Below are 22,663 nucleotides of genomic sequence, written 5' to 3'. Positions count from 1 at the left end.
GAGCGGAATTTCGCATAAGTGCAACAGGAATTTCTGTAAAGCCCGCATTTTCGCGCGTTCAAAGCCGCTTCTCTGGGCAAGGTATTGACAGATTGCTAACGTCCGCGTTTATTTAATCCGGATGCAGAAATAAAGCGCTACGGGAGGAGTGCGATTATGGCTATCATCAGGACAGACGGAATACGCAGGTTCAAGGTCGCGGCCCTGGGGGCCGCCGCGCTTATGGCAAGCGCCGCAGTCGCGGCTGCGGAATCGGTCATCACATGGATGTATGTGGAGGCCCAGCCAAACGTGATCGAGGTCTGGCGCGGCATTGCCGAGCAATTCGAAAAGGACCATCCGGGCGTCAAGATCGAGATGAAATTCCTGGAGAACCAGGCCTTCAAGGCGAAGATCCCGACCCTGCTGCAGTCGTCCGAAGCGCCGAGCATGTTTTACACCTGGGGTGGAGGCGTGCTGAAGGCGCAGGCGCAAACCGGCATGCTGCGCGACGTCACCGGGGCGCTTGATGCTAATGGCGGCGCCTGGCGAAACACGATCAACGCGGCGGCCGTCGATGCGCTGACTTTTGACGACAAGGTCTGGGCAGCACCCTTCAGGACCGGCGTCGTCGCTTTCTATTACAACAAGGAACTGTTCCAGAAGGCCGGTGTCGATGCTTCCACGATCAAGACCTGGGGTAATTTCACCGATGCCGTCAAGAAGCTCAAGGCAGCCGGCATTACGCCAATCGCCGGTGGCGGCGGCGACAAGTGGCCTCTCCATTTCTACTGGAGCTATCTTGCCATGCGTCAAGCCGGCCACCAAGGGTTCGTCGACGCCAAGGCAGGCAAGGGTGACGGTTTCGCCAGCGAGCCCTTCGTCAAGGCAGGCGAATATCTGGCTGAGCTTGGCAAGCTCGAACCGTTTCAGAACGGCTATCTAGGTGCTACCTGGAACGATGCGCTCGCGGCGTTTGGCGACGGGCGTGCCGCCATTATCCTGAGCTTCGAAAACACGCCCGGCACGCAAGCCGTCAATTCCACCAGCGGCAAGGGATTGCCGGTGGAGAATATCGGCAGGTTCCCTTTCCCGGCGCTTGACGGCGCGCCCGGCGTCGTCACCGACAATTTCGGCGGCATCAACGGCTGGACGATCACCAAGAACGCGCCGCCCGAGACCGAAGAGTTCCTGAAATATTTCAGCAGCCCGGACGTGCAGCGAAAGCTGGCTCGGGACGCGAAGATCCTTCCCGTGGCCAAGGGCGCAAGCGATGCCGTGTCCGACCCGCTTCTGAAGGTCGCTGCGGAGGCGATCGCCAACGAGACCTGGCACCAGAACTTCCTCGATCAGGATCTTGGGCCTAATGTCGGTGCCGTCGTCAACGACATGTCGGTCGCCATTGTTTCAGGCCAGCAGTCCCCGGCGGACGCCGCCCAGCAGATCCAGGACGCGTTTTCGCTCGAGAACCCTTAAGTCCTGATCCTTACCGGCACCGCGATCGCCGATCGCGGTGCCGGAACGAGTCAGATGTCATTCATTTCATGAGCGACCGCCACCGGCAGTCGGGGAGCCGCGACCATACCGATGAATACGACGTCAATATTGGCCAAATCGCTGCCCGCCTCCGGCGCGGGCATCACCGGCCGAACCAATCGCCGCCGTCGCTCGTTTGCGAAAAGCAAGTGGCCGGTACTCGTAGTGTTCCTGCCGCCGGCTCTCCTGCTGTTTACCGTGCTGGTCATCCTGCCGATGGGGGAGGCTGCCTGGTATTCCTTCTACAACTGGAACGGTTACGGCCTGCCCACCCAATGGGTCGGCTGGCGCAATTATCAGCTTGTCCTGCGCAACAGCGCGTTCATCCAGGCGCTGATCAACAATGGCCTCATCATCCTCGTCTCGCTCGCCTTGCAGATTCCCTTGGCGCTCTGGCTCGCGACGATGGTGACGACCCGCATCCGTGGTGCGCTGTTCTTCCGGCTGATCTTCTTCCTTCCCTATGTGCTGGCTGATGTCGCCGCCGGCATGATCTGGCGCTTCGTCTATGACGGCGATTTTGGCCTCGCAGCCGGTATCGCCCATTTCTTCGGTTTCGAGGCGCCATTCCTGCTAGCCGACCGCGACACAGCGATGTATGCGATCCTCGCCGTGGTGGTCTGGAAATATTTCGGCTTCCACATGATGCTGTTCATCGCAGGGCTCCAGGCGATCGACAAGAGCGTGCTCGAAGCCGCCGATATCGACGGCGCGTCCGGCTGGCAGAAGTTCCGCCTGGTCACCCTGCCGCTGCTCGGTTCCACCGTCCGGCTGTCGGTTTTCTTCGCGGTCGTCGGTTCGCTGCATCTCTTCGACATGATCATGCCGCTCACCGGCGGTGGGCCATCGAACGCCACGCAGACTATCGTGACATTTCTCTACAATTTCGGCGTGACGCGCATGCAGATCGGTTTCGGCAGCGCCGTCGGCGTGATCCTGTTCGTCATCTGCGTGACCCTCGCCTTCAGCTACAAGCGGATATTCATGCGCCATGACTGATATTGCCGCACCACCGATCGACGCAGCAACGGAGCACACGGGCGGCCGCAGGCTCTCCGTCGCGACCAGGACCTATCTCTATGTTTGCCTGATTGTCGTCGCTGCCCTGGTCATCGTTCCACTCGTGAGCACCGCGCTCGGCGGTTTCAAGACGCTGTCGGACCTGAGGGGCAATCCCTTTGGCCTGCCCTTGGAATGGCAGTGGAGCAATTACGGCGATATCATCACCAGCCAGCGCTACTGGCTGCAGATGGGCAATTCCCTGCTCATCGCGGCGCTCACGGTATTCCTGACGCTGACATTTGCGGCGATGGCGGCCTTCTGTTTCGCCCATATCCGCTTTTTCGGTTCGGACTATCTGCTGAACTATTTCCTGACCGGCCTGATGTTTCCGGCCGCCACTGCCATATTGCCGCTCTATATCCGCATTCGCGATCTCGGTCTGCTCGACACCTATTGGGGTGTCGTGCTGCCGCAGGTGGCCTTCGGGCTCGGCATGAGCATCATCCTGTTCCGCAACTATTTCCGCGGCCTGCCGGTGGAGCTTTTCGACGCGGCCTTTGTCGATGGATGCGGCTATTTCGGCTTCTTCTGGCACGTGACGCTCCCGCTGTCGCGTCCGATCGTCGCGACCGTCGGCATCATCTCCTTCGTCGGAAGCTGGAACAGCTACATACTGCCGCTCATCCTGCTGAATTCCGAAAGCCGTTATCCCTGGCCGCTCGGCATCATGGTTTACAAGGGAGAGTTCAGCACCGAATGGCATCTGGTGCTCGCCTTCATCACGCTCACCATCCTGCCGACCATCATCGTCTTTTTTCTCGCCCAGAAGCACATCATCGCCGGTCTCACCGCCGGTGCGGTGAAGTCCTGAGCGCAGGATCGGAGGTATTATCATGGCATCCGTCGAACTCAGGAATGTCCGCAAGGCCTACGGCTCGCTCGAAGTGATCCATGGCGTCTCCCTGTCGATCGAAGACGGCCAGTTCATCGCATTGGTCGGCCCATCCGGCTGCGGAAAATCGACGCTGCTGCGGATGATCGCCGGGCTTGAAGAGATCACGGCCGGCGATGTCGTCATCGACCATGCGGTGGTCAACGATCTGACGCCGCGCGAACGCAACATCGCCATGGTGTTCCAGTCCTATGCGCTCTATCCGCACATGACGGTGGCGGAAAACATGGGTTTCAACCTGCGCCTTTCCGGTGCGCCGAAACCGGTGATCGCCGAACGAGTCAATGAGGCGGCCCGCATGCTCGACCTCATGCCGCTTCTCGATCGCAAGCCGGCTCAGCTCTCCGGCGGCCAACGGCAACGCGTCGCCATGGGCCGGGCGATTGTCCGCAACCCTGCAGTCTTCCTGTTCGACGAGCCGCTTTCCAATCTCGACGCGAAGCTGCGCGTGCAGATGCGCTCCGAAATCAAGACGCTTCACCAGAAGGTCGGTACCACTTCAATCTACGTCACCCACGACCAGATCGAGGCGATGACGCTCGCCGACCGCGTCGTCGTGCTGAATCAAGGCCGGATGGAGCAGGAAGGTACACCGATGGAACTCTATAAGAAGCCGGCCAATCTCTTCGTCGCCGCCTTCATCGGCTCGCCGGCCATGAACATCCTTGATGGCACGGTGGACGGCGAGGGCGGCGAACCGGCGGCGCGCCTTAGCGACGGGACGGCGATCCGCATTGCGGCGGACCGCAAGGTGAAGCGCGGCCAGGCGATAAAAGTCGGCCTGCGTCCCGAGCACTTGAGTCCCGGCGTGGGCGGGACGGTGCTCGCGGGGCAGACTTTGCTGGTCGAGCCGACCGGGGCGCAGACACATGTGGTCTTCGATCTTGCCGGCCAGCCGGTCGTGGCGATCGTCGACGGTGAATATCCGGCCCGCTACGGCGCGCGGTTTGAGGCCAATATTCCCGCTGAACAGGTGCATGTCTTCGACCGCGAGAGCGGTGTCGCGCTGTAATTTCAGAATATCTCCAGCCGGATATCGGCAGGCCGCGAATTGGCGATGATATAGCGCCCGTTCGGCAGGTCGTTGCCGTCGAGTTTCCATGCGATGCCGGCTTCGTCGAGGCCGTGATGGACCCATCGCGCGATGAGCCGTTCTCGCAGCACGTCTTCCGATGGGCCGACAAAGATCGTGAGATCGAACATATCCTTGAGCCGCGACCAGGGGGCGTGGTCGATCAGCAGGTAATTGCCTTCCGCAAGCACGATATGGGTGTCCGGCGCAATCGGGCGAGCCGAGGCGATGGCGATCTCGCGGGACCGGTCGAAGACCGGCACCAGCACTTCCTCGTCCGCCTGCCGGACGGCCTTGAGGGTGTCGGCAAAGCCGCGAACGTCGAATGTCTCCGGTGCACCCTTGCGGGGCAGGAGGCCACGCGCGCTCAGAATGCCGTTGTCCATATGGAAGCCGTCCATCGGCAGGATTTCGACGGTTTCTCCGCGAGCGATGAGGGCTTCGCGCAGCGCATCGGCAAAGGTCGATTTGCCGGCGCCCGGCGGTCCCGCGATTGCGACGATGAACCGCCGCCTGTCTTTCGCTCGGTTCATCACGGTTTCAGCAATATCGTCCAGTTTCATTATCCGGCATCCTGCAGGGGGACTCGTCTCCGGACGACTTTATCGCTTCCGTCAGACGTTGGCACCCGCCGAGTTCAAGGCCGCCCAGACCCTGTGGGGCGTTGCCGGCATATCGAACTCTTTGACGCCCGACCGGCGCAGGGCGTCCATCACGGCGTTCATCAGCGTCGGCAGCGCTCCGGTCGTGCCGGCCTCTCCGCCGCCCTTGGCGCCGAGCACGTTGGTGGGCGATGGCGTCGGCATGTCGAAGAAGCGCGGCGTCGGCATGAAGTCGGCGCGCGGCATGAAATAGTCCATGAAAGTGGCGGTCAGGAGCTGGCCGCTTTCTTCGTCGTAGACGATCTGCTCGCCGAATACCTGGCCGGCCCCCTGGGCAAGGCCGCCATGCATCTGGCCTTCGAGGAGCGTGTGGTTGATCACATGCCCGGCATCGTCGACGCCGATATAGGAAATGACCCTGGTCTCGCCGGTACCGGGGTCGATCTCCACTTCGGCGACATGCACGCCGCCCGGAAAATTGCGTTCCGGCTGGATCGCCGCCAGCGTATCCAGCGCATTGCCATCCGGCGCGGAATTGCGGGCTGCAAGTTCCATAAGCGAAATGGAGAGGTTGGTGCCGGCGACCTTGTAGTGGCCGTGGTCGAATTCGATGTCGTTCTCGGAGGCTTCCAGTGCGTCCGCTGCGAGTTTGAAGCCCTTCTTGACCACTTCGCGGGAAGTAACCGTGAGCGACGCTCCGTGCGAGGCCATGCTGCGCGAACCCATCGTACCCGCACCTTTCAGCTTGTGCGGGGCTTGAACACTGTTGGCACGCAGCGTGATCAGGTTCTCGTCGATGCCGAGTTCCTTCGCGACCAGTTGCGGGAACACCGTCTCGTGGCCCTGGCCGGCGGAACCGGAAAGGGTGTAGAGCGTCACCGTACCGTCGGGCTCGAAGCGGATTTCGGTTTCCTCCGGCATGTGTCCGCCGCCGGATGGCTCGATGAAGATTCCCATACCGATGCCGCGCAGATTGCCCTGCCTTTCGGACTGTTCCCGACGCGCCTCGAAACCCTTCCAGTCGGCGATCGAGACGGCTTCCTCGAGCATGGCCTTGTAGCTGCCGCTGTCGTAGATGGTGGTCGGAGTCTGATAGGGATAGGCGTCATCCGGGATCAGGTTCCTGCGACGGATCTCGACGCGGTCCATGCCGATATCGACGGCGGCCTGGTCGACCAGCCGCTCGACCATATAATTGATGTCGGGACGTCCCGCGCCGCGATAGGCGGCGATCGGAGAGGTGTTCGTGAAGGCGAGGCGGTTGAGCCCGAAGACGGTCGGAATCTGGTAGCAGCCGGTGCCGGTGAGCATCGGGTTCAGGATGTTGATCAGCGCGCCCGGCGGCGAGTGATAGGCGCCGAGATCGCAAACGACATTCATACGGATGGCAAGGAACTTGCCATCTTCGCCGAGCGCAAGCTCGCCGGTGAATTTTACCGCGCGGCCGTGGTAGTCGGCAAGGAAGCTCTCTGTGCGGCTGGCGGTCCAGCGCACCGGGCGACAGAGTTTTTTCGCAGCAAGCATGATCGCCGCATATTCCGGATAGGCAGCGCCGCGGATGCCGAAGCTGCCGCCGACATCGCCCATGTGATGCCTGACCTTTTCCGGAGGATGGCCGGTGAAACGGGCAAGCCCGTCAGCAAGCCCCGTGCCCTGGCTGGCGGAATAGACGTCGAACACGTCCGTTTCCGGGTGGTAGGCCGCGATGAAGGATTTGAGCTCCATGGGATTGGCGGCGACGCGCTGCGATTCGACCGTGAGCGTCGAGATATGCGCGGCGCTCGCGAAGGCGGCTTCGGTCGCGGCCTCGTCGCCGAAGCCGTGCAGGAAGACGAGATTGCCCGGCACGTCGTCGAAGAGCTGCGGCGCACCGTTATCGAGAGCCGCCTCGGGGGAGGTGACGGCCGGCAGTTCTTCATATTCGACGGAGATCAGTTCCATCGCATCGGCCGCCGCATCGGCGCTGTCGGCCACCACGATCGCGACCGGTTCGCCGACGAAGCGCACGCGGTCGATCGAAAGGGCGTAGCGGGCGGGTGCCCTGATCTTCATGCCGTCGACGCCGGGAAAGGAGACAAGTGGGCCGGGAGCGATCAGGTTTGCCTCCAGCGCATCCTTGCCCGTCAGTACGAGACGGACGCCGGGTGCTTCCAGAGCCGCCTCTACATCGATCGAAACGATGCGTGCATGCGGCAGGTCCGCCCGCAAGAAGGCGGCGTGGAGTTGGCCTTCCAATATATTGTCGGCGGTATAGACGCCTTGTCCGGTCACAAGTCTCATGTCTTCCCGGCGGCCGGTGAAGACCTCATGATCACTGCTCAAAACACTCTCCCATGCCGGCCAGGTCCGGGCCGAACTTTTCTGCAAGATTCCACTGCGAAGCAGGCATCGGACGAGATTCCGCCCGGCCTTCCCACCCTGTCCCGGAGGCTGACGCTAAAGGAAGAATTCAACTCTGACAAATGTCATTTTATGACATCATCAGATCCTTTGCGGATTGTCGCCAGTCAAACGAAAGCCCGCGCCGGCCAAGCCGGCGCGGGCTTTCGATTCTTCAGGTCGTGATCAGGCGGCGGAGCGGACGAGTTCCTCGGCTTGGCGCACCGCGGCGATGATGCGGTTCTGGCCGCGCACGAGTTGCGTCTTGGCGAAACCATGCTTGGCCGGATCGAGCTTGTCGAAATCGGCGGCCGTCGAGATCGCCGGCAGTTCCGGGATCGGGAGGGCCGGATCGTGGCGGAAACGCTGCTCGCGGGTGAAGTTGAGCGGCACGAGGATGCGGGCGAGACGCTGGATCACGTGGTTGGCCTTTGTCGCTTCCACCTTGCCGGAGTCGATGCCGGCATAGAAGGTCGTCAATGCTGCAGCCAGCGATTCCACCGCCTTGCGGGTCGGCGAAAGATCGAAGCGGTCGCCGGCCTTCTTTTGATAGGTGTCGACCGTGTGGAGGAATTCCTTCGCCGTCGCGCGCCAGTCGAAGGGCAGGATCTTCGCATTGGCGTTGCGTAGCACGGCGAGCAGGTAGACCTTGATGTCGCGCAGCAGGATGTCCTTGTCTGCGATTTCCAGCGTGTCGTTCTCGGTGTGCCAGGCGATATTGCCGCCGCAGCCGCCGACCGTATAGTAGCCCTTCTCCTCGCGGGCGCGGTCGGCCATGGTGGAGGACAGCATCAGGTAACTCGAAAGCCCGATATTGTTGAAGGAATAGTCGCCGGCGCGGTGCGGGCGCTCGCCTTCAGCTTGTTTGCCGGCTACTTCCCGGATGACGTCAGAGAGAAAGGCTTCCGTCTCGCTCATCATGCAGAGGTTGATGAACTCTGTTGCCCAGCGGCAACCGGGGCTGTCGCAATTGACCGAGGCGACGCAATTCTCGTCGAGGTCGAGGGCGAAATTATCCGAGAACCAGGTCGAGCCGGCATAACGGCCGGTCGAATGGCCAGGCCACCAGCAGATGCGCACCGAGCGCTTCAGCTTGTCGCGGTTCTCCCAAAGGACGCGGGCGATTTCGAGGAGGGTTGCATCGCCGGTGGCGTTGTCGCCGACGCCGACGTCCCAGCTATCGAGATGCCCATGCAGCAGGATGTATTTTTCCGGCTCCTCGGTGCCCTTGATGAAGACTTCCGGCAACTTGGAGGTGAACCAGCCTTCTTCCATGTCGGTGAAAACCGTAACTTCCGTTCCGCTTCCGGCAAGCTCGATGAGTGCGTCGCCGCTCTCCCGGTTGACGGCGACGGCCGGGATAGAAGGCTTACGCGGCAGGTCGTCAAGGTCCGGCGTGCCCCAGACGGTGGTGCAGATGCCCCAATGGATGTCGACGCCGGGGTTGATGGCAATGACACCGATCGCTCCCAGTTCCGTGAATTGCGAGACAAGGCCGGGATTGGCGAAACCTTCGGAGAGAACGATCTTGCCGCGCACCCGTGCCGCGAGGTTGTCGGTGTCCTCGACGGCCTTCTCGAACATGGTCGAGATCGCCTTCGGCTGGAGGCTTGCGATATAGACCAGTTCGCCCTTCACGCCGGCCCTGGCGTCCTTCGCGTAAGCCGGCGGCTTGGCACGAAAGGTCCTGCCGCCGGCCTCGACACGGGCAAGCCCCGGAAGGCTCAGATAGAGGTTCGGCTCGTGCATGGTCACATCGACACCGTACTTCTTCAGCCGCGCGGCCACCTCGTCCATGCCACGGTTCACGTCGGTCGGATGCTCGCGCTTGTAGGTCGAGAAGCTCTCGATCAGCGCCCAGGTCTCATCCAGTTTCACCGCTCCCAGAACGGCGGATTCGGTCTCATTCATCTCCGGTACTCCCCAAATTGTTTTATTAGATGAAACATTGTTTCATAAAACGAGGAGACGCTAACAGAGGTTTTTGGACGCTGCAAGCGGGTTCGGTGGGCGAGAAATCGCACTGACGAAAACGGGCGCTAAAGCGCCCGAATTTCCCGAAGTGACCAAGATAGGCGATCTGCAGAGCTTAAGCTGTTGATTTCATCCGATCGCTTTCGCCTGGTCCGTGGATCGACAGGCGTTCAGAGATCTCTGCGGCGGCCTCCAGCGCCGCGTTCAGATAGGCTTCCCGGCGTTCCTCGTCGAAACGGACCACCGCGCCAGCGACGGAGATCGAGGCGATGACGGCACCGTCCGCTCCCCTGATCGGGGCCGCCACCGAGAAGGCGCCGTCATCGAGATCATTGAGTACGATGTTGTAGCCGTTGGCCCGGATCCGTTCGAGGATCTGCAGCAGTTTCGCCCGATCAGTCACCGTGTGCGGGGTGAAGGCTTCGAGCGGCTGGGCCAGAACAGTATCGATCACGGAGGGATCGGCATGGGCAAGCAGGAGTAGCGATCCGCCGCCGGCGTGCAACGGACCGTTGCGTCCGGCCTGGGCGAAGAGACGGATCGAATGCCGGCCTGCCCGCGTCGCCAGCACATAGCTCTTCAGCCCTTCCCGGACGACGAGGTTGATGTTTTCCGACGTCTTGTCACGCAGCGCGTCCATGACCGGCCGGGCTGCATGCAGCAAGGCGCCATCCTTGCCGAGCCGCTCGCCGAGTACGCCAATGCGGTAGCCGAGCGAATATTCGGCGCGTTCCGCATCCCGTGAAACGAAGCCGCGGTCCTCCAGCGTATGCAGCAGCCGGAAGACGAGCGACTTAGTCATGCCGAGCGATTTCGCAAGCGAGGTGACACCCTGTTCGGGACGATCGGCCAGCGCTTCTAAAAGCGCAAGAGCCCGATCCACGGCTGCGATCTTGTAATCCTTGGTTTCGGTCATCGGGTGTGCCCTCCGGCATGTGAAATGGATTGCTTCAAGCTTCTTGCAATCTTCTGGGAATGTGATTTACTCGTTTGCAATGCGAAACGATGTTTCACGGAATAAAACAAAGTGCGTCGCGATGCAATTGCCTCAGGCGTGCTGATGATGAAATCTGTGGATTAAAATTTCCTTCGGTGCGCGCGATGCGTGTCGGCGATGATTTCAAAGTTCGCAAAACAAGGGGGAGATAACCCTCGCCAACAAAGAGAATAGTCAAGCTATTCAGAGGAGAACAACGATGAAGTCCTTTTTGAGAACCGCATGTGCGGCAATGATGGTGAGTGCCTTGGCCTTGCCCGCCTTTGCCGGCGATCCAATCCGCAAGATCACCATCCTGTCACGCCCGCAGGCAGGTCAGCAGGCAGAATTCCAGTCCGTCCAGCTCATCGCCCAGGAATGGCGCAAGCTTGGCCTCGATGTCGAGGTCAAGGCGATGCCCTGGGAGCAGATGTCTGATGTTGTCTGGTACAAGCGAAACGACTGGGATTCGACCGCTTGGCAGATGGTCGGCCGGCCCGAGCGCTCTGATCCGGACGAGCTCGTCTTCAACCTCTTCCATTCATCGACCGCCGAGAACGGCTACAATTTCGCGGGCTACCTGAACAAGGATTACGACGCGACGGCGGAAGCCCAGCGCGGCGAGATCGATCCGGACAAGCGCAAGGCGCTTGTCTACAAGGCGCAGGAGATCCTCGACAAGGATCAGCCCTATATGATGCTGGTGCATCCGAAATCGACCTTCGCCTTCGACAAGACGGTCTGGAAGCCGGAATCGGTCGTCAACCAGAGCGGCATCGGCATCCGCAACACCTGGACTTTCCTGGGCATTGAGCCGGCCGGCGCCAAGAAGGATCTGATCATCAATTCATCCGACAACATCAAGGCGATCAACCCGCTCTACATCTCAGGCAGCGTCGACAGCTGGATCACCGAACTCGTCTGGGACCGGCTCCTGCGTGTCGGGCCGGACGGCCTGCCGAGACCGTGGGCCGCCGAAAGCTTCACCTGGAAGGACGCGACCACGGTCGACGTGAAGCTCAAGTCGGGCATGAAGTGGCATGACGGCAAGCCGGTCACGCCGGAAGACGTGAAATTCTCCTTCGAGGCTGCCGTCGGCGGCGAAGCGCCGATGTACAAGCCTTTCGCCACCAATATCGACTCGATCGCCATCAACGGCGATATCGTCACCTTCAAGCTGAAGAAGCCGGCAGCCTCCTTCGTCACCTCCAGTCTTGCCAAGGTCAATCTGATCCCGAAGCATGTCTGGGAGCCGATCCTCAAGGATCTCGCCGCGAAGCCGGAAACCGCCGAAAGCTATCAGGAACAGATGCCGATCGGTTCCGGCCCGTTCAAGTTCGTCTCCTGGGCAAAGAACGAGTCCGTCACGCTTGCGGCCAACAAGGATCACTTCAACCCGCCGAAAGTCGATCGCTGGATCCTGCGCATCGTTCCCAATGCGGAAGCCGCACTCGGCATGCTGCGTTCGGGCGAAGTCAACTTCATGGGCGAGTTCACCGGCGATCCGCAAGTGCTGATCGATGCCGCCAAGAAGGACGGCGACCTGGAAGTCGTGTCGACCGTCGACATGGGCTTCCGCTACATCGCGTTCAACGAGCGCCGTCCGCCCTTCAACGACCCGGCCTTCCGCCGTGCGCTTTCCGAAGCGGTCGACCGTCAGCTGATCGTCAAGGCCGCCTATCGCGGCTTCGCGGTCGCCTCGAACTCCATCGTCTCGCCTGCGCTCGAGTTCTGGCATGACAAGTCGGTGGTCGACGGTTTCAAGGCCGGCCATGACGTTGCAGCCAAGACCTTGAAGGACGCTGGCTATACGCTCGAAGGTGGCAAGCTCCACTATCCGGGCGACACCAAGGAAGCCTTGGCAGCCAATTGATCCTTCGCGGAGGCGGCGCTCCTCCCGCGCCGTCTCCTCCCTGCCTGACGCTTGACATCGGCAACCTCGCATTCCTCCCAAGGGGCCGAGCCAAGAGAAGGAAGTTTATGAGATGACCAATTTCAAGGCGGTGGGCAGCAGGCTGCTGCAGCTCGCTCTTGTCCTGTGGGCGGTGGTGACCATCCTCTTTCTGATGTTTCGGCTGATGCCGGGCAATCCGATGGCTGCCTATATCGATCCGACATTCACGCTGGAACAGCAGCAGCAGCTCATGGCCCAGTTCGGCCTCGACAAGCCGCTCTGGCAGCAATACCTGATCTATCTCGGAAATCTCCTGCAGGGCGAGCTTGGCCAGAGCTTTCGCTATCGTGAGCCGGTCGGTGAGCGTATCTGGACGCTCTTGCCCAACACGCTGGTGCTGACCTTTTCCTCGCTGATCATCGCTTACGCTTTCGGCATCCTAGCCGGTGCCTATCTCGCCTGGCGCCGCGGAAGTTTCATTGAACAGGCCGCCATTCCCGCGGTGCTCACCACCCGCGCCATGCCGGAATTCTGGCTCGGCATGGTGCTGCTCGCCATCTTCTCGTTCTCGCTCGGCTGGTTCCCTGCAGGCGGCACGCGTGCTCCAGGAGCGGAATATTCCGGTTTCCTTGACCTCTATACGTCCCGCGATTTCCTTTCGCACCTGATCCTTCCGGCCGCGACGCTGGCGATCTACAGCCAAGGCCTGCCGCTTCTCCTGATGCGCTCCAACATGCTGGACGTGATGAAGGAGGATTTCGTCACCATGGCGCGTATCAAAGGCCTGTCGAACTGGACGGTGGTGGTGCGGCATGCGGCCCGCAACGCGCTTCTGCCGGTGATGACCTCCTTCGCGATTGCCGTCGGTTACCAGCTTCAGGGCAATGTCGTCGTCGAATCCGTTTTCTCCTGGCCGGGGCTCGGCCGCGAACTGGTGAATGCGGTCGCCGCTTCGGACTATCCGCTGGCGCAGGGCGCCTTCCTGATGATCGCGCTGGTCGTCATTCTCATGAACCTGCTTGCCGACCTGCTCTACGCCGTCCTCGATCCGAGGGTTTCCCATGCCTGAGATCGCCGCACCCGCAATCATCAAGCCGAGGCGCCCCAATATCCTTGCCCGGATGTTCCGCACGCTGAGACTGCCGGTGAACGACCCGTTCGCGGTCGCCGGCCTTCTCATCTATCTCGTCTTCATCGCGACGGCGGTGTTTGCCGACCAGATCACCACGCACGATCCGACCGAGATCCTCTACACGCCTTCCTACGATCTGGCGGCGGACCTCCGGCCGGGGCAGGATGGTTTCATCATGGGAACCACCAGCCTGGGCCGGGATATCTTCTCGCAGCTCGTCTATGGCAGCCGCTCGGCCCTGCTGATCGGTGTGACTGCTGCCTTCATGGTGGCGCTGATCGGCTCGATCATCGGCCTCGTCGCCGGTTATTTCGGCCGCTTGGTGGATGCCGTGCTGATGCGGCTGGCCGATATCGCCTTCGGCATCCCGTTCCTGCCTTTCGTCATCGTGCTTGCCGCCTTCCTGCAGCCGTCCATCTGGAATGTCGTGATCGCCATGGCGCTGGTGCTCTGGCGCGATACGGCGCGTGTCATCCGCAGCCAGGTGCTGACGCTCAGGACCCGCGGCTATGTGGAGGCGGCGCGAGTGGCGGGATCGTCCGATTTCAAGATCATAGTGCGCCACATCGCGCCGAACATCCTGCCGCTCTCCTTCCTTTACGGCTCGATCGCGATCGGCTGGGCGATCCTGACGGAGGCCTCGATCAGCTTCCTGGGCTTCGGCGATCCGGATTCGATCAGTTGGGGTTACATGCTGCAGGATGCGTTCGCGAGCCAGGCGCTCGCCAAGCAGGCCTATTACTGGTTCGTGCCGCCCGGCATCTGCATCATCCTTGTCGTCAGCGCGGGCTTCTTCATCACCCGCGGTTATGAAAACATCCTTTTCCCGAAGTTGAACCGATGACAGAGCCGCTTCTCTCAGTACGCGACCTGCGGGTCAGCTATCAGGTGGGGCGCAGCTTTGTTCACGCCGTGGATGGTGCGAGCTTCGACATCCCGAAGGGCTCGATCACCGGCCTGGTCGGCGAATCCGGCTGCGGCAAGACCACCGTCGCCCGCGCCCTGACGAGGGTGATCGCCGACAACGCAGCGATCACCGGCGGTGAGATCCTGTTCGAGGGCAGGGACCTCGCCAAGCTGCCCGAGAGGGAGATGAATGCGCTCAGATGGCGTGACATCGCCTTCGTGCCGCAGAGCGCCATGAACTCGCTCGACCCGGTTTATACGGTCGAATACCAGCTCGGTGAGGTGCTGCGCCGTCGCGGCGGCATGGACCGCAGACAGGCTCGCAAACGGTCCGAAGAGCTGTTCGAGATGGTCGGCATCGACGCGAACCGCTTGAACGATTACCCGCACCAGTTTTCCGGCGGCATGCGCCAGCGCGTGGCAATTGCCTTGGCTTTGGCGCTCAACCCGAAACTGATCATTGCCGATGAGCCGGTTACCGCGCTCGACGTCATCGTGCAGCGGCAAATTCTCGACCAGCTCAAGGAACTCCAGGTACGGCTCGGCCTCTCTGTCATCCTTGTCACGCACGACATTTCGGTCGTCGCCTATATCTGCGACCGCACGGTTGTCATGTATGCCGGCAAGGTGGCGGAGTCGGGAACCATGCAGGCGGCGCTGACCGCCCCCTCGCACCCCTATACGATGGGCCTGCGCAACGCCTTTCCGGACCTGCAGGGAGCTGCTTCCGGCGTGCTGACGCCGATCGAGGGCGCACCGCCGAACCTCGCCAATCCGCCGGCTGGCTGCCGGTTCAAGCCGCGCTGTCCCTTTGCGCTCGACGTCTGCGGCTCGGAGCCACCGGTCGTCGACGTCGCTCCGGATCACCCGGTGCTCTGCCACCGCGCACGTGAAAGCGCCGCCTTGCGTATCGAAGCCGCCAAGACGGAGACCTGGATGGCCCGCGCATGAACATCGTGACCAAGAAGCCGGAAGTCCTTGTTTCCGTCCATGAGGCCAGGCTGCACTATCAGGTCGGCGGTGCGTTTGCCGCAATGCGCGGCAAGTCGACCGTGGTCAAGGCGGTCGACGGTGTCACCTTCGATATCCGCCGCGGCGAAAGCGTCGGCCTGCTCGGCGAATCCGGCTGCGGCAAGACCTCGATGGGCAGGCTGCTGCTGAAGCTCGAAGACACGACCGGCGGCTCGATCCATTTCGACGGCGAGGAGCTTGGCGAGGTTCGCCGCCATCGGCTGAAGAAGTTCCGCTCGCGGGCGCAGCTCATATTCCAGAACCCGTTCGATGCGATCAATCCGCGTTTCACCATCCGCGCGACGCTGTCGGAGCCGCTGGAGAATGCCGGCATTCCGCGGAGCGAGCGGGAAGACCGCATCATCAAGGCACTCGAACTCGTGCGCCTGCCGGAGCCGGAGCAATTCCTTGACCGTTACCCGCATCAGCTTTCCGGCGGGCAGCTGCAGCGGGTCGTGATGGCGCGGGCGCTCATCCTGCAGCCGGAATTCGTGGTGGCCGACGAGCCGGTCTCGATGCTGGACGTTTCCGTCCGCGCCGGCGTGCTCAACGTCTTCCGCGACGTCCGCGACAGGCTGGGGCTGACCGCCATCTATATTAGCCACGACCTGGCGCTGGTGCGTTATGTCTGCGAGCGGACGATCGTCATGTATCTCGGCCGGATCATGGAAGACGGCCCGACCGAGGACATCGTCCACGAACCGCTTCACCCTTACACAAAGGCGCTGGTCGCCGCCGTGCCGGTGCCTAATCCGGACCAGAGCCATGATCCGCTGCCGATCGGCCGCGGTGCGCCGGACCCACGCAATCCGCCGTCCGGCTGCGTCTTCCGCGACCGGTGTCCTTCGGCGCACGCGCGCTGCGCTTCCGAAGTTCCGCAGCCGCGGCCTGTGGGATCGCGCCTCGTGGCCTGCCATCTGTTCTGATTGGAGTTGTTGATGCTGGCAGCCTTTTACACACGCACCGGTCCTGCCGCCGAAGTCCTCTCCGTCGGCGAGATGGCGGCGCCCGTCGCCGGCCCAGGCGATGTGCTGGTGCGTGTGCATGCCTCCGGCATCAACCCCGCCGACGTGAAGCGGCGCGGCGGCTGGCGCGGCACGGGCATGGATCACCCGCTAGTCATTCCACATACCGATGGCGCGGGCCAGATCATCGCAGTCGGCGAAGGCGTCGATCCGGCGCGTATCGGCGAGCGGGTCTGGATGTGGAATGCTCAAGGTGGATACGGCGAGGCGGGCCGTGCTTTCGGTACTGCCGCCGAGTTCATCGCCATCGCGTCGCATCAGGCGGTGAGGCTGGCGGATAGCCTGACCTATGCCGATGGCGCCAATCTTGGCGTGCCGGCGATGACCGCCCACCGCGCTGTCTTCGCCGATCGCCCGGTGGCCGGCAAGACGATCTTCGTCAACGGTGCGGCCGGTGCTGTCGGACACTTTGCCGTGCAGATGGCGGTTGCCGGCGGCGCGCGGGTGATCGGCACGGTGAGCAATCCCGAAGCTGCGGCACATGTGATGGATGCCGGCGCTTTCGCCACCATCGACCGCAAAACGGAAGATGTCTCTGCGCGTGTTCTTGAATTGACGGAAGGGCAGGGCGTCGATCGCGTCGTCGAGGTGGATTTCGGCGCCAACCTGGAACTCGACGCTGCCGTGCTGAAGCGCAATGGCACCGTCGCCGCCTATTCGTCGAGCAGCAATCCGACGCCGGTGCTTCCCTATTACGCCTTCGCCAGCAAAGGCGCCAACCTGCGTTTCATCCAGGGTTTCCTGATCCCCGAAGACCAGCGGCTGGCCGGCGAAAAGATGATCGCCGAACTGGCCGATACCGGCCGGCTTAGGATCGCGATCGGCGCGACGTTTCCGCTTCAAGACATCGTCAAGGCTCACGAGCGCGTCGAGCGCGGCAGCCTCGGCAATGTCGTCGTCCTGATCAGAGGTGAACCGTGAGCCCTGATCCATCCATTCCGAAGCATTCACCGAGGTGACCCAAATGTACAATCCCCAAGAGCGTACGAAACCGGAAGGGACCGTCTGCGATCCCGTCTCGCTCGAAATCATCCGCGGCGCGATCGCCGCCGCCCAGTCGGAAATGGAGGCGCTGCTCGAACGCACCGCGATCTCCGCTTTCATCCGCGAGAAGAAGGATTTTTATACCGCGCTCTTCGACGGCAACGGCGTGATGGCGGTCGGTTCCATGGTGCCGGTCTTCGGCGACATGACAGGCCCCGTCTTTGACAAGTTCCCGGCCGATACGATGAAGCCGGGCGATCTCTACTGGTACAATGATTGCTACGGTTCCCGCGGTGCCGTCTCGCATTCCAACGATCAGGTTCTGCTGGCGCCGGTCTTCAAGGATGGCAAGCGTAGCGCCTTCGTGATGAGCTGGGCGCATTTCGCCGACATCGGTGGCATGCGTCCGGGTTCGATCAGCCCGGACGCCACCGACATCTACCAGGAAGGCATCATCATCCCGGTCACCAAGCTGATCGACCAGGGCGTCACCAACGAAGCGACGCTTTCGATCTTCCACCGCAACTCCCGCTTCCCGGAGCAGAGCATCGGCGACATGCGGGCGCTGATGGCGAGCGTCGAAGTGGGCGTCAAGCGCATCGGCGAAATCCTCGACCGGTTCGGCGCGCAAGTCGTCGAGGACGCGCTGGCGCAATTGCTGACGCGCACCCGCAAGCTGGTGCGCGCCAAGCTCGCCGAGACTTTCGACTACGGCACGCACAAGTTCACCGATGCGATCGATACGGACGGCCATGGCAACGGCCCTTACAAGATGCGCTTTGCGCTGACCCGCGAAAAGGGTGCCGATGGCGAGGACCGCTTCATCTTCGATGCGACCGAATCCGACGATCAGGCGCCCGGGCCTGTCAACTTCCTGATGAATCGCGGTGTGCCCGGCATGGCGCTCGGCCTCTTCTATCTCGGCGGCGATCCGGCGCAGGTCTGCAATGCCGGTGGTCCGCAGGCGCTACATGACGTGAAGCTCAGGCAGGGCTCCTTCCTGCAGCCGAACTTTCCAGCTTCGCTCGGCATGCGTGGCCTCACGATGATGCGCGTGCTTTCAGCACTGAACGGTCTGGTCAATGCGGCGGGCGGCAAGGCGCCGGCCTCCAACTCGGCCTATGTCATCACCATCATGCGCGGCAACTACAAGGACGATGCGGGCGAGCTGCAACGCTTCCTGCTCGCCGACGGTATCGGCGTCGGCTATGGCGCGCGGCCGGATGCGGACGGCATCGATGCCGTCTATTTCGTGGCGCAGGAAAACTATCCGGTCGAATTCCTCGAAGTGGGGTATCCGGTCAGGCTCCGGACCTATGGCATCGTCAGGGATTCCGGTGGTGCCGGTAAGTTCCGCGGCGGCTGCGGCATCATCCGCGAATACGAGATCCTCGCGGAGGACCTGTTGCTGGCCGTGCGTATCGACAGCGTCAAGAACCCGCCCTGGGGCATCCATGGCGGCATGGGCGGCGGCACCGGTCGCGTTACCGTCAATCCCGGCAAGCCGGGTGAGCGTATCCTTGCACCGCTTTCCGACGGCAACAAGCTCGTCAAGGGCGATATCCTGCGCATGGAAACGGGAGGCGGCGGCGGCTACGGCCATCCCTTCGACCGCAGGCTCGATGCTGTCCTCGAAGACGTGCTGGGCGGTTTCGTCAGCGCCGAGGCGGCAGAGCGTCTCTACGGAGTCGTCATGAACGGCAACAGGATCGATGAGGCTGCCACCGTGGCCCTTCGCGCCAATCGCCCCGCTACCCGTGCATTCCATCGTCAGGAGTATGTCGATGTCCTCGCTTGAGAATTCCCTTTCCGTCGCAGTCGATATCGGCGGCACCTTCACCGATGTCGCCCTTCTGGATCGGGCGACCGGCAAGGTCTGGCGAGCGAAGACGCCGAGCGTGCCCTCCGATCCGTCCGAAGCCTTCCTGAACGGCATCCGGCTGGCGCTTGCCGATGCCAAGCGCGAGGCCGCCTCGCTCGGCCAGGTCCTGCACGGCACGACGGTCGCCACCAACATGATCCTCGAAGACAAGGGCGCCCGCACGGCGCTTGTTACCACGCGCGGCTTCCGTCACGTTCTGGCGATCGGCCGGCAGGACATTCCCCGAAAGGCCAATCTCTATACCTGGGTAAAGCCGGAGCGGCCGGTGCCGGCCTCGCGAATCGTCGAGATCGACGAGCGTGTTGCCGCCGGCGGTGCTGTTCTCGACGCGCTTGACGAGGCGAGCGTGCGTACCGCTGCGGAAGCGATCCGCGGCATGGATGTCGAGGCGGTCGGCGTCTGCCTGCTGCATGCCTTTGCCAACCCGGTTCACGAGAAACGCGCGGCGGAGATCCTGCGCGAAGAGCTGCCGGGCCTTGCGGTCACCACGTCCACCGATGTGCTGCCCGTCGTGCGCGAGTTCGAGCGGACGCTGACGACGGTGCTGAACGCCACCGTCATGCCGGGCGTCACCACTTATGTCGGGCGTCTTGAAAAGCGGCTCACGGACGAAAAGGTCGCCGCGCCCTTGCTCCTCATGCAGTCGAACGGTGGCGTTGCCGGTGCTGCGACCATTCGGCAGGCACCGGCGCTGACGGCGCTTTCCGGTCCCGCCGCCGGCGTGGTCGGGGCGCGCTCGGTCGCGGCCGCCTGCGGCATCAAGGATATCATCACCGTCGATATCGGCGGCACGAGCGCCGATATCTGCCTGATCAAGGACGGCAGGATCGGCCTCACCCAGAACGGCAAGGTCGGCGAATGGCCGTTGCCGCTGCCCATGGTCGACATGGTGACGATCGGCGCCGGCGGCGGCTCGATCGCCAAGGTCTCCGACCACACGCTTTCCGTCGGACCTCAGAGCGCCGGTGCCCGTCCGGGGCCGGCAGCTTACGGTCATGGCGGCGAGAACCCGACCGTCACCGATGCGCATGTTGTGCTCGGCCATCTGCCGGCGCGGCTTCTCGGCGGCCGCATGGCGCTCGACGTCGAAGCCGCCCGCAAGGTGGTGGACGACAAGGTCGCCGGGCCGCTCGGCCTTTCGACCGCGACGGCCGCCCGCGGTATCCTCGCCATCGTCGACAACCACATGGTGGGTGCGGTGCGGGTCGTTTCCGTCGAGCGCGGCCATGACCCGCGCGACTTCACACTGGTGCCCTTCGGCGGCGCCGGTCCGCTGCATGGCTGCTCGCTTGCCGAACTGCTCGGGATTTCCCGCGTCATGATTGCTCCGGCGCCGGGCATCCTCTGCGCCGACGGTCTGCTTGCCGCCGATCTCAAGGCCGAATTCAGCCGCACCCTGCCCAAGGCGGGCGCGGTGGACATGGATGTCGCCAACGACATCATATCCGATCTGAAGGATCAGGCGATCGCCTGGTTCGAGGCGGAGGGCGTAGCCGAGAAAGATCGGCGTATCCAGACCGTGGCGCTTCTGCGCTATCACGGTCAGGGCGGCGAACTTGCGGTCGCCTGGGGCGAGACCCGCGAGGTCGTGGAAGCTGCCTTTGCCGCCGAACACAAGGCGCTTTACGGCTTCACGCTGGATACCTCCATCGAGCTTGTGACGTTGCGCGTAGAGGCCGCCGGCATGACGCATGAGCCGCCCCCGGCGAGGCTCGAAGCCGGCTCGGCCGTCACACCCTTCGACCATGTGCCGGTGCATTTCGAAACAGGTGTCGCGAGCGTTCCGGTCGTGGATCGTGGGACGCTCGGTGCGGGCGCCACGTTCAAAGGCCCGATGATCCTCACCCAGCTCGACACGACGACGCTTGTCGCGCCCGGCTGGACAGGTACTGTGCACCCTTCGGGCGCGCTTCTTCTCACAGCCAGGCAGGATGCATGACATGACTGAACAAAAGACCGATCTGGAGCGTGTCTTCGAGCATATCGAGGAGAACCGCGAGAGCTTTATCGCGCGGGTGATGGATTATGTGCGCCATCCCTCGATCAGCGCCCAGAATAACGGCATCAAGGAAGTGGCGGCCATCCTCGTCGACATGCTCACGGGCATGGGCATGGAAGCGATCACCATTCCGACCAGGAACCATCCGATGGTTCTCGGCCGCATGGAAAAGCAGCCGGGCAAACCAACCGTACTGCTCTACGGCCACTACGACGTGCAGCCGCCGGAGCCCTACGAATTATGGGACAGCCCACCCTTCGAGCCGACGATCCGGAACGGCCGCATCTATGCGCGCGGCATCGGTGACAACAAGGGCCAGCATTTCGCGCAGCTCATGGCGCTGGAATCGCATCTGAAAGTGACCGGCGAGCTGCCCTGCAACGTCATCTTCCTGCTGGAGGGCGAGGAGGAGATCGGCAGTCCGCATATCGCCGAGTTCGTCGCCGAACATGCCGAAAAGCTCGATGCCGACCTCGTCGTGACGTCCGACGGTCCGCTGCATGAATCGGATACGCCGATCATCACGTTTGGCGTGCGCGGTGTCGCGTCTTTCGAACTGCGTTGTAAGACGGCCAATCGCGACGCCCATTCCGGCAATTTCGGCGGCGTCATGCCGAATGCGATCTGGAAGCTCGTGCATCTGCTCGCGACCATGAAGAACGAGCGCGGCGAGATCACCATCGATGGCCTGCACGACGTGGTGGTTCCGCCGACCAACATGGAGCGCGAGGCGGTTTCGAAGCTGCCGCTCGATCTCGATGCGATCAAGGCCGATCTCGGTATCAAGGAACTTGATGCACCCCTCGACCGCGGTTATTTCGACCGTTTGATGTTTTATCCGACGCTGACAATCAACGGTCTGCATGGCGGCTATGGCGGGCCGGGCCAGAAGACCGTCCTGCCCTGCGAAGCGTTTGCCAAATGCGATATCCGCCTCGTCGAAAGCCTGACGCCGGATTACGTGTTCGAAAAGGTCAGGGCGCATGTGGAAGCCCACGCGCCTGACGTGGAATTCCTGCCGCAGAATGCCATGCTGCCGTCAAAGACGCCGATGGATAATCCGTTCGCTTCCGTTATCCGGGATGCGATCGTCGCGGCCCGCGGCGTCGAGCCGCTGCTTTACCCGACTGTCGGCGGCTCACTGCCGGACTACGTCTTCACCAAGATCCTCAAGAAGCCGGCCTTCGTGGTGCCATATGCCAATGCGGACGAGGCAAACCATGCGCCGAACGAGAACCTGAAGATCGACCTCTTCATCGACGGCATCAAGACAGGTGCTGCGCTGCTTTCGAAGCTCGGTGAGATGAAGATGTAAAAAGGGGCAATCTCTCCGACAGCCGCGTGAGCCTCAAAGGTTA

Annotated in this window: 17 protein-coding genes; 13 read left to right on the top strand and 4 right to left on the bottom strand. The window is 62.4% G+C overall.

Going from position 1 to position 22,663, the window contains the following annotated elements:
- Positions 1-156 precede the first annotated feature (156 nt).
- From J2046_RS04775 to J2046_RS04760, 4 genes are all read left to right on the top strand, one after another.
- A complete protein-coding gene (locus tag J2046_RS04775; protein WP_210049947.1) occupies positions 157-1,455 on the top strand; it encodes an extracellular solute-binding protein in 1,299 nt (432 codons plus the stop codon).
- Positions 1,456-1,566: 111 nt separating this feature from the next.
- The gene (locus J2046_RS04770) at positions 1,567-2,514 is read left to right on the top strand and encodes a carbohydrate ABC transporter permease (protein ID WP_210049946.1); all 948 of its coding nucleotides are present in this window, start codon (positions 1,567-1,569) and stop codon (positions 2,512-2,514) included.
- Entirely contained in the window at positions 2,507-3,388 is an 882-nt protein-coding gene (locus J2046_RS04765; protein ID WP_210049945.1) for a carbohydrate ABC transporter permease, read from the top strand. Before J2046_RS04770 ends, J2046_RS04765 begins: the two co-directional genes overlap by 8 nt.
- A 22-nt stretch (positions 3,389-3,410) precedes the next feature.
- Positions 3,411-4,481, top strand: coding sequence for an ABC transporter ATP-binding protein (locus J2046_RS04760; protein WP_210049944.1), 1,071 nt, complete (start codon positions 3,411-3,413; stop codon positions 4,479-4,481).
- A gap of 2 nt (positions 4,482-4,483) precedes the next feature.
- Here the strand turns inward: J2046_RS04760 and J2046_RS04755 are convergent, their stop codons facing one another.
- The 4 genes from J2046_RS04755 to J2046_RS04740 all read right to left on the bottom strand — a co-directional run bounded on the left by J2046_RS04755 (position 4,484) and on the right by J2046_RS04740 (position 10,412).
- Positions 4,484-5,104, bottom strand: a complete 621-nt coding sequence (locus tag J2046_RS04755) for a nucleoside triphosphate hydrolase (protein ID WP_210049943.1) — start codon at positions 5,102-5,104, stop codon at positions 4,484-4,486.
- 51 nt (positions 5,105-5,155) lie between these two features.
- Positions 5,156-7,465, bottom strand: coding sequence for a xanthine dehydrogenase family protein molybdopterin-binding subunit (locus J2046_RS04750; RefSeq protein WP_210049942.1), 2,310 nt, complete (start codon positions 7,463-7,465; stop codon positions 5,156-5,158).
- 243 nt (positions 7,466-7,708) lie between these two features.
- The gene (locus tag J2046_RS04745) at positions 7,709-9,433 is read right to left on the bottom strand and encodes a M28 family peptidase (RefSeq protein ID WP_210049941.1); all 1,725 of its coding nucleotides are present in this window, start codon (positions 9,431-9,433) and stop codon (positions 7,709-7,711) included.
- 178 nt (positions 9,434-9,611) lie between these two features.
- The gene (locus J2046_RS04740) at positions 9,612-10,412 is read right to left on the bottom strand and encodes an IclR family transcriptional regulator (RefSeq protein ID WP_210049940.1); all 801 of its coding nucleotides are present in this window, start codon (positions 10,410-10,412) and stop codon (positions 9,612-9,614) included.
- 280 nt (positions 10,413-10,692) lie between these two features.
- Between J2046_RS04740 and J2046_RS04735 the strand changes: the two genes are divergently transcribed.
- The 9 genes from J2046_RS04735 (at position 10,693) to J2046_RS04695 (ending at position 22,620) form a co-directional block, all read left to right on the top strand.
- Positions 10,693-12,345 (top strand): ABC transporter substrate-binding protein, encoded by a 1,653-nt coding sequence (locus tag J2046_RS04735; protein ID WP_210049939.1) that lies wholly within the window; start codon positions 10,693-10,695, stop codon positions 12,343-12,345.
- Between the two features lie 112 nt (positions 12,346-12,457).
- Positions 12,458-13,435: an ABC transporter permease gene (locus tag J2046_RS04730; RefSeq protein WP_037152711.1), complete on the top strand. Its 978-nt coding sequence runs from the start codon at positions 12,458-12,460 to the stop codon at positions 13,433-13,435.
- Positions 13,428-14,342, top strand: a complete 915-nt coding sequence (locus tag J2046_RS04725; protein ID WP_210049938.1) for an ABC transporter permease — start codon at positions 13,428-13,430, stop codon at positions 14,340-14,342. Before J2046_RS04730 ends, J2046_RS04725 begins: the two co-directional genes overlap by 8 nt.
- On the top strand, positions 14,339-15,355 hold the full coding sequence (locus J2046_RS04720; RefSeq protein ID WP_210049937.1) for an ABC transporter ATP-binding protein: 1,017 nt from the start codon (positions 14,339-14,341) through the stop codon (positions 15,353-15,355). Before J2046_RS04725 ends, J2046_RS04720 begins: the two co-directional genes overlap by 4 nt.
- A 5-nt stretch (positions 15,356-15,360) precedes the next feature.
- Positions 15,361-16,341, top strand: a complete 981-nt coding sequence (locus tag J2046_RS04715) for an ABC transporter ATP-binding protein (protein WP_411828472.1) — start codon at positions 15,361-15,363, stop codon at positions 16,339-16,341.
- A 12-nt stretch (positions 16,342-16,353) separates the two neighbouring features.
- Positions 16,354-17,361, top strand: coding sequence for an NADPH:quinone reductase (locus J2046_RS04710; RefSeq protein WP_210049934.1), 1,008 nt, complete (start codon positions 16,354-16,356; stop codon positions 17,359-17,361).
- 43 nt (positions 17,362-17,404) lie between these two features.
- On the top strand, positions 17,405-19,222 hold the full coding sequence (locus tag J2046_RS04705) for a hydantoinase B/oxoprolinase family protein (protein WP_210049933.1): 1,818 nt from the start codon (positions 17,405-17,407) through the stop codon (positions 19,220-19,222).
- Positions 19,209-21,245: a hydantoinase/oxoprolinase family protein gene (locus J2046_RS04700; protein WP_210049932.1), complete on the top strand. Its 2,037-nt coding sequence runs from the start codon at positions 19,209-19,211 to the stop codon at positions 21,243-21,245. The genes J2046_RS04705 and J2046_RS04700 overlap by 14 nt, the downstream gene beginning before the upstream one ends.
- 1 nt (position 21,246) lies before the next feature.
- Complete coding sequence (locus tag J2046_RS04695; protein ID WP_210049931.1) at positions 21,247-22,620, top strand: M20/M25/M40 family metallo-hydrolase; 1,374 nt, start codon at positions 21,247-21,249, stop codon at positions 22,618-22,620.
- Positions 22,621-22,663 lie beyond the last annotated feature (43 nt).

The sequence above is a fragment of the Neorhizobium petrolearium genome, assembly GCF_017873175.1.
In the GTDB taxonomy this organism is placed as follows: domain Bacteria; phylum Pseudomonadota; class Alphaproteobacteria; order Rhizobiales; family Rhizobiaceae; genus Neorhizobium; species Neorhizobium petrolearium.
This window is presented reverse-complemented; position numbering and strand designations above follow the sequence as displayed.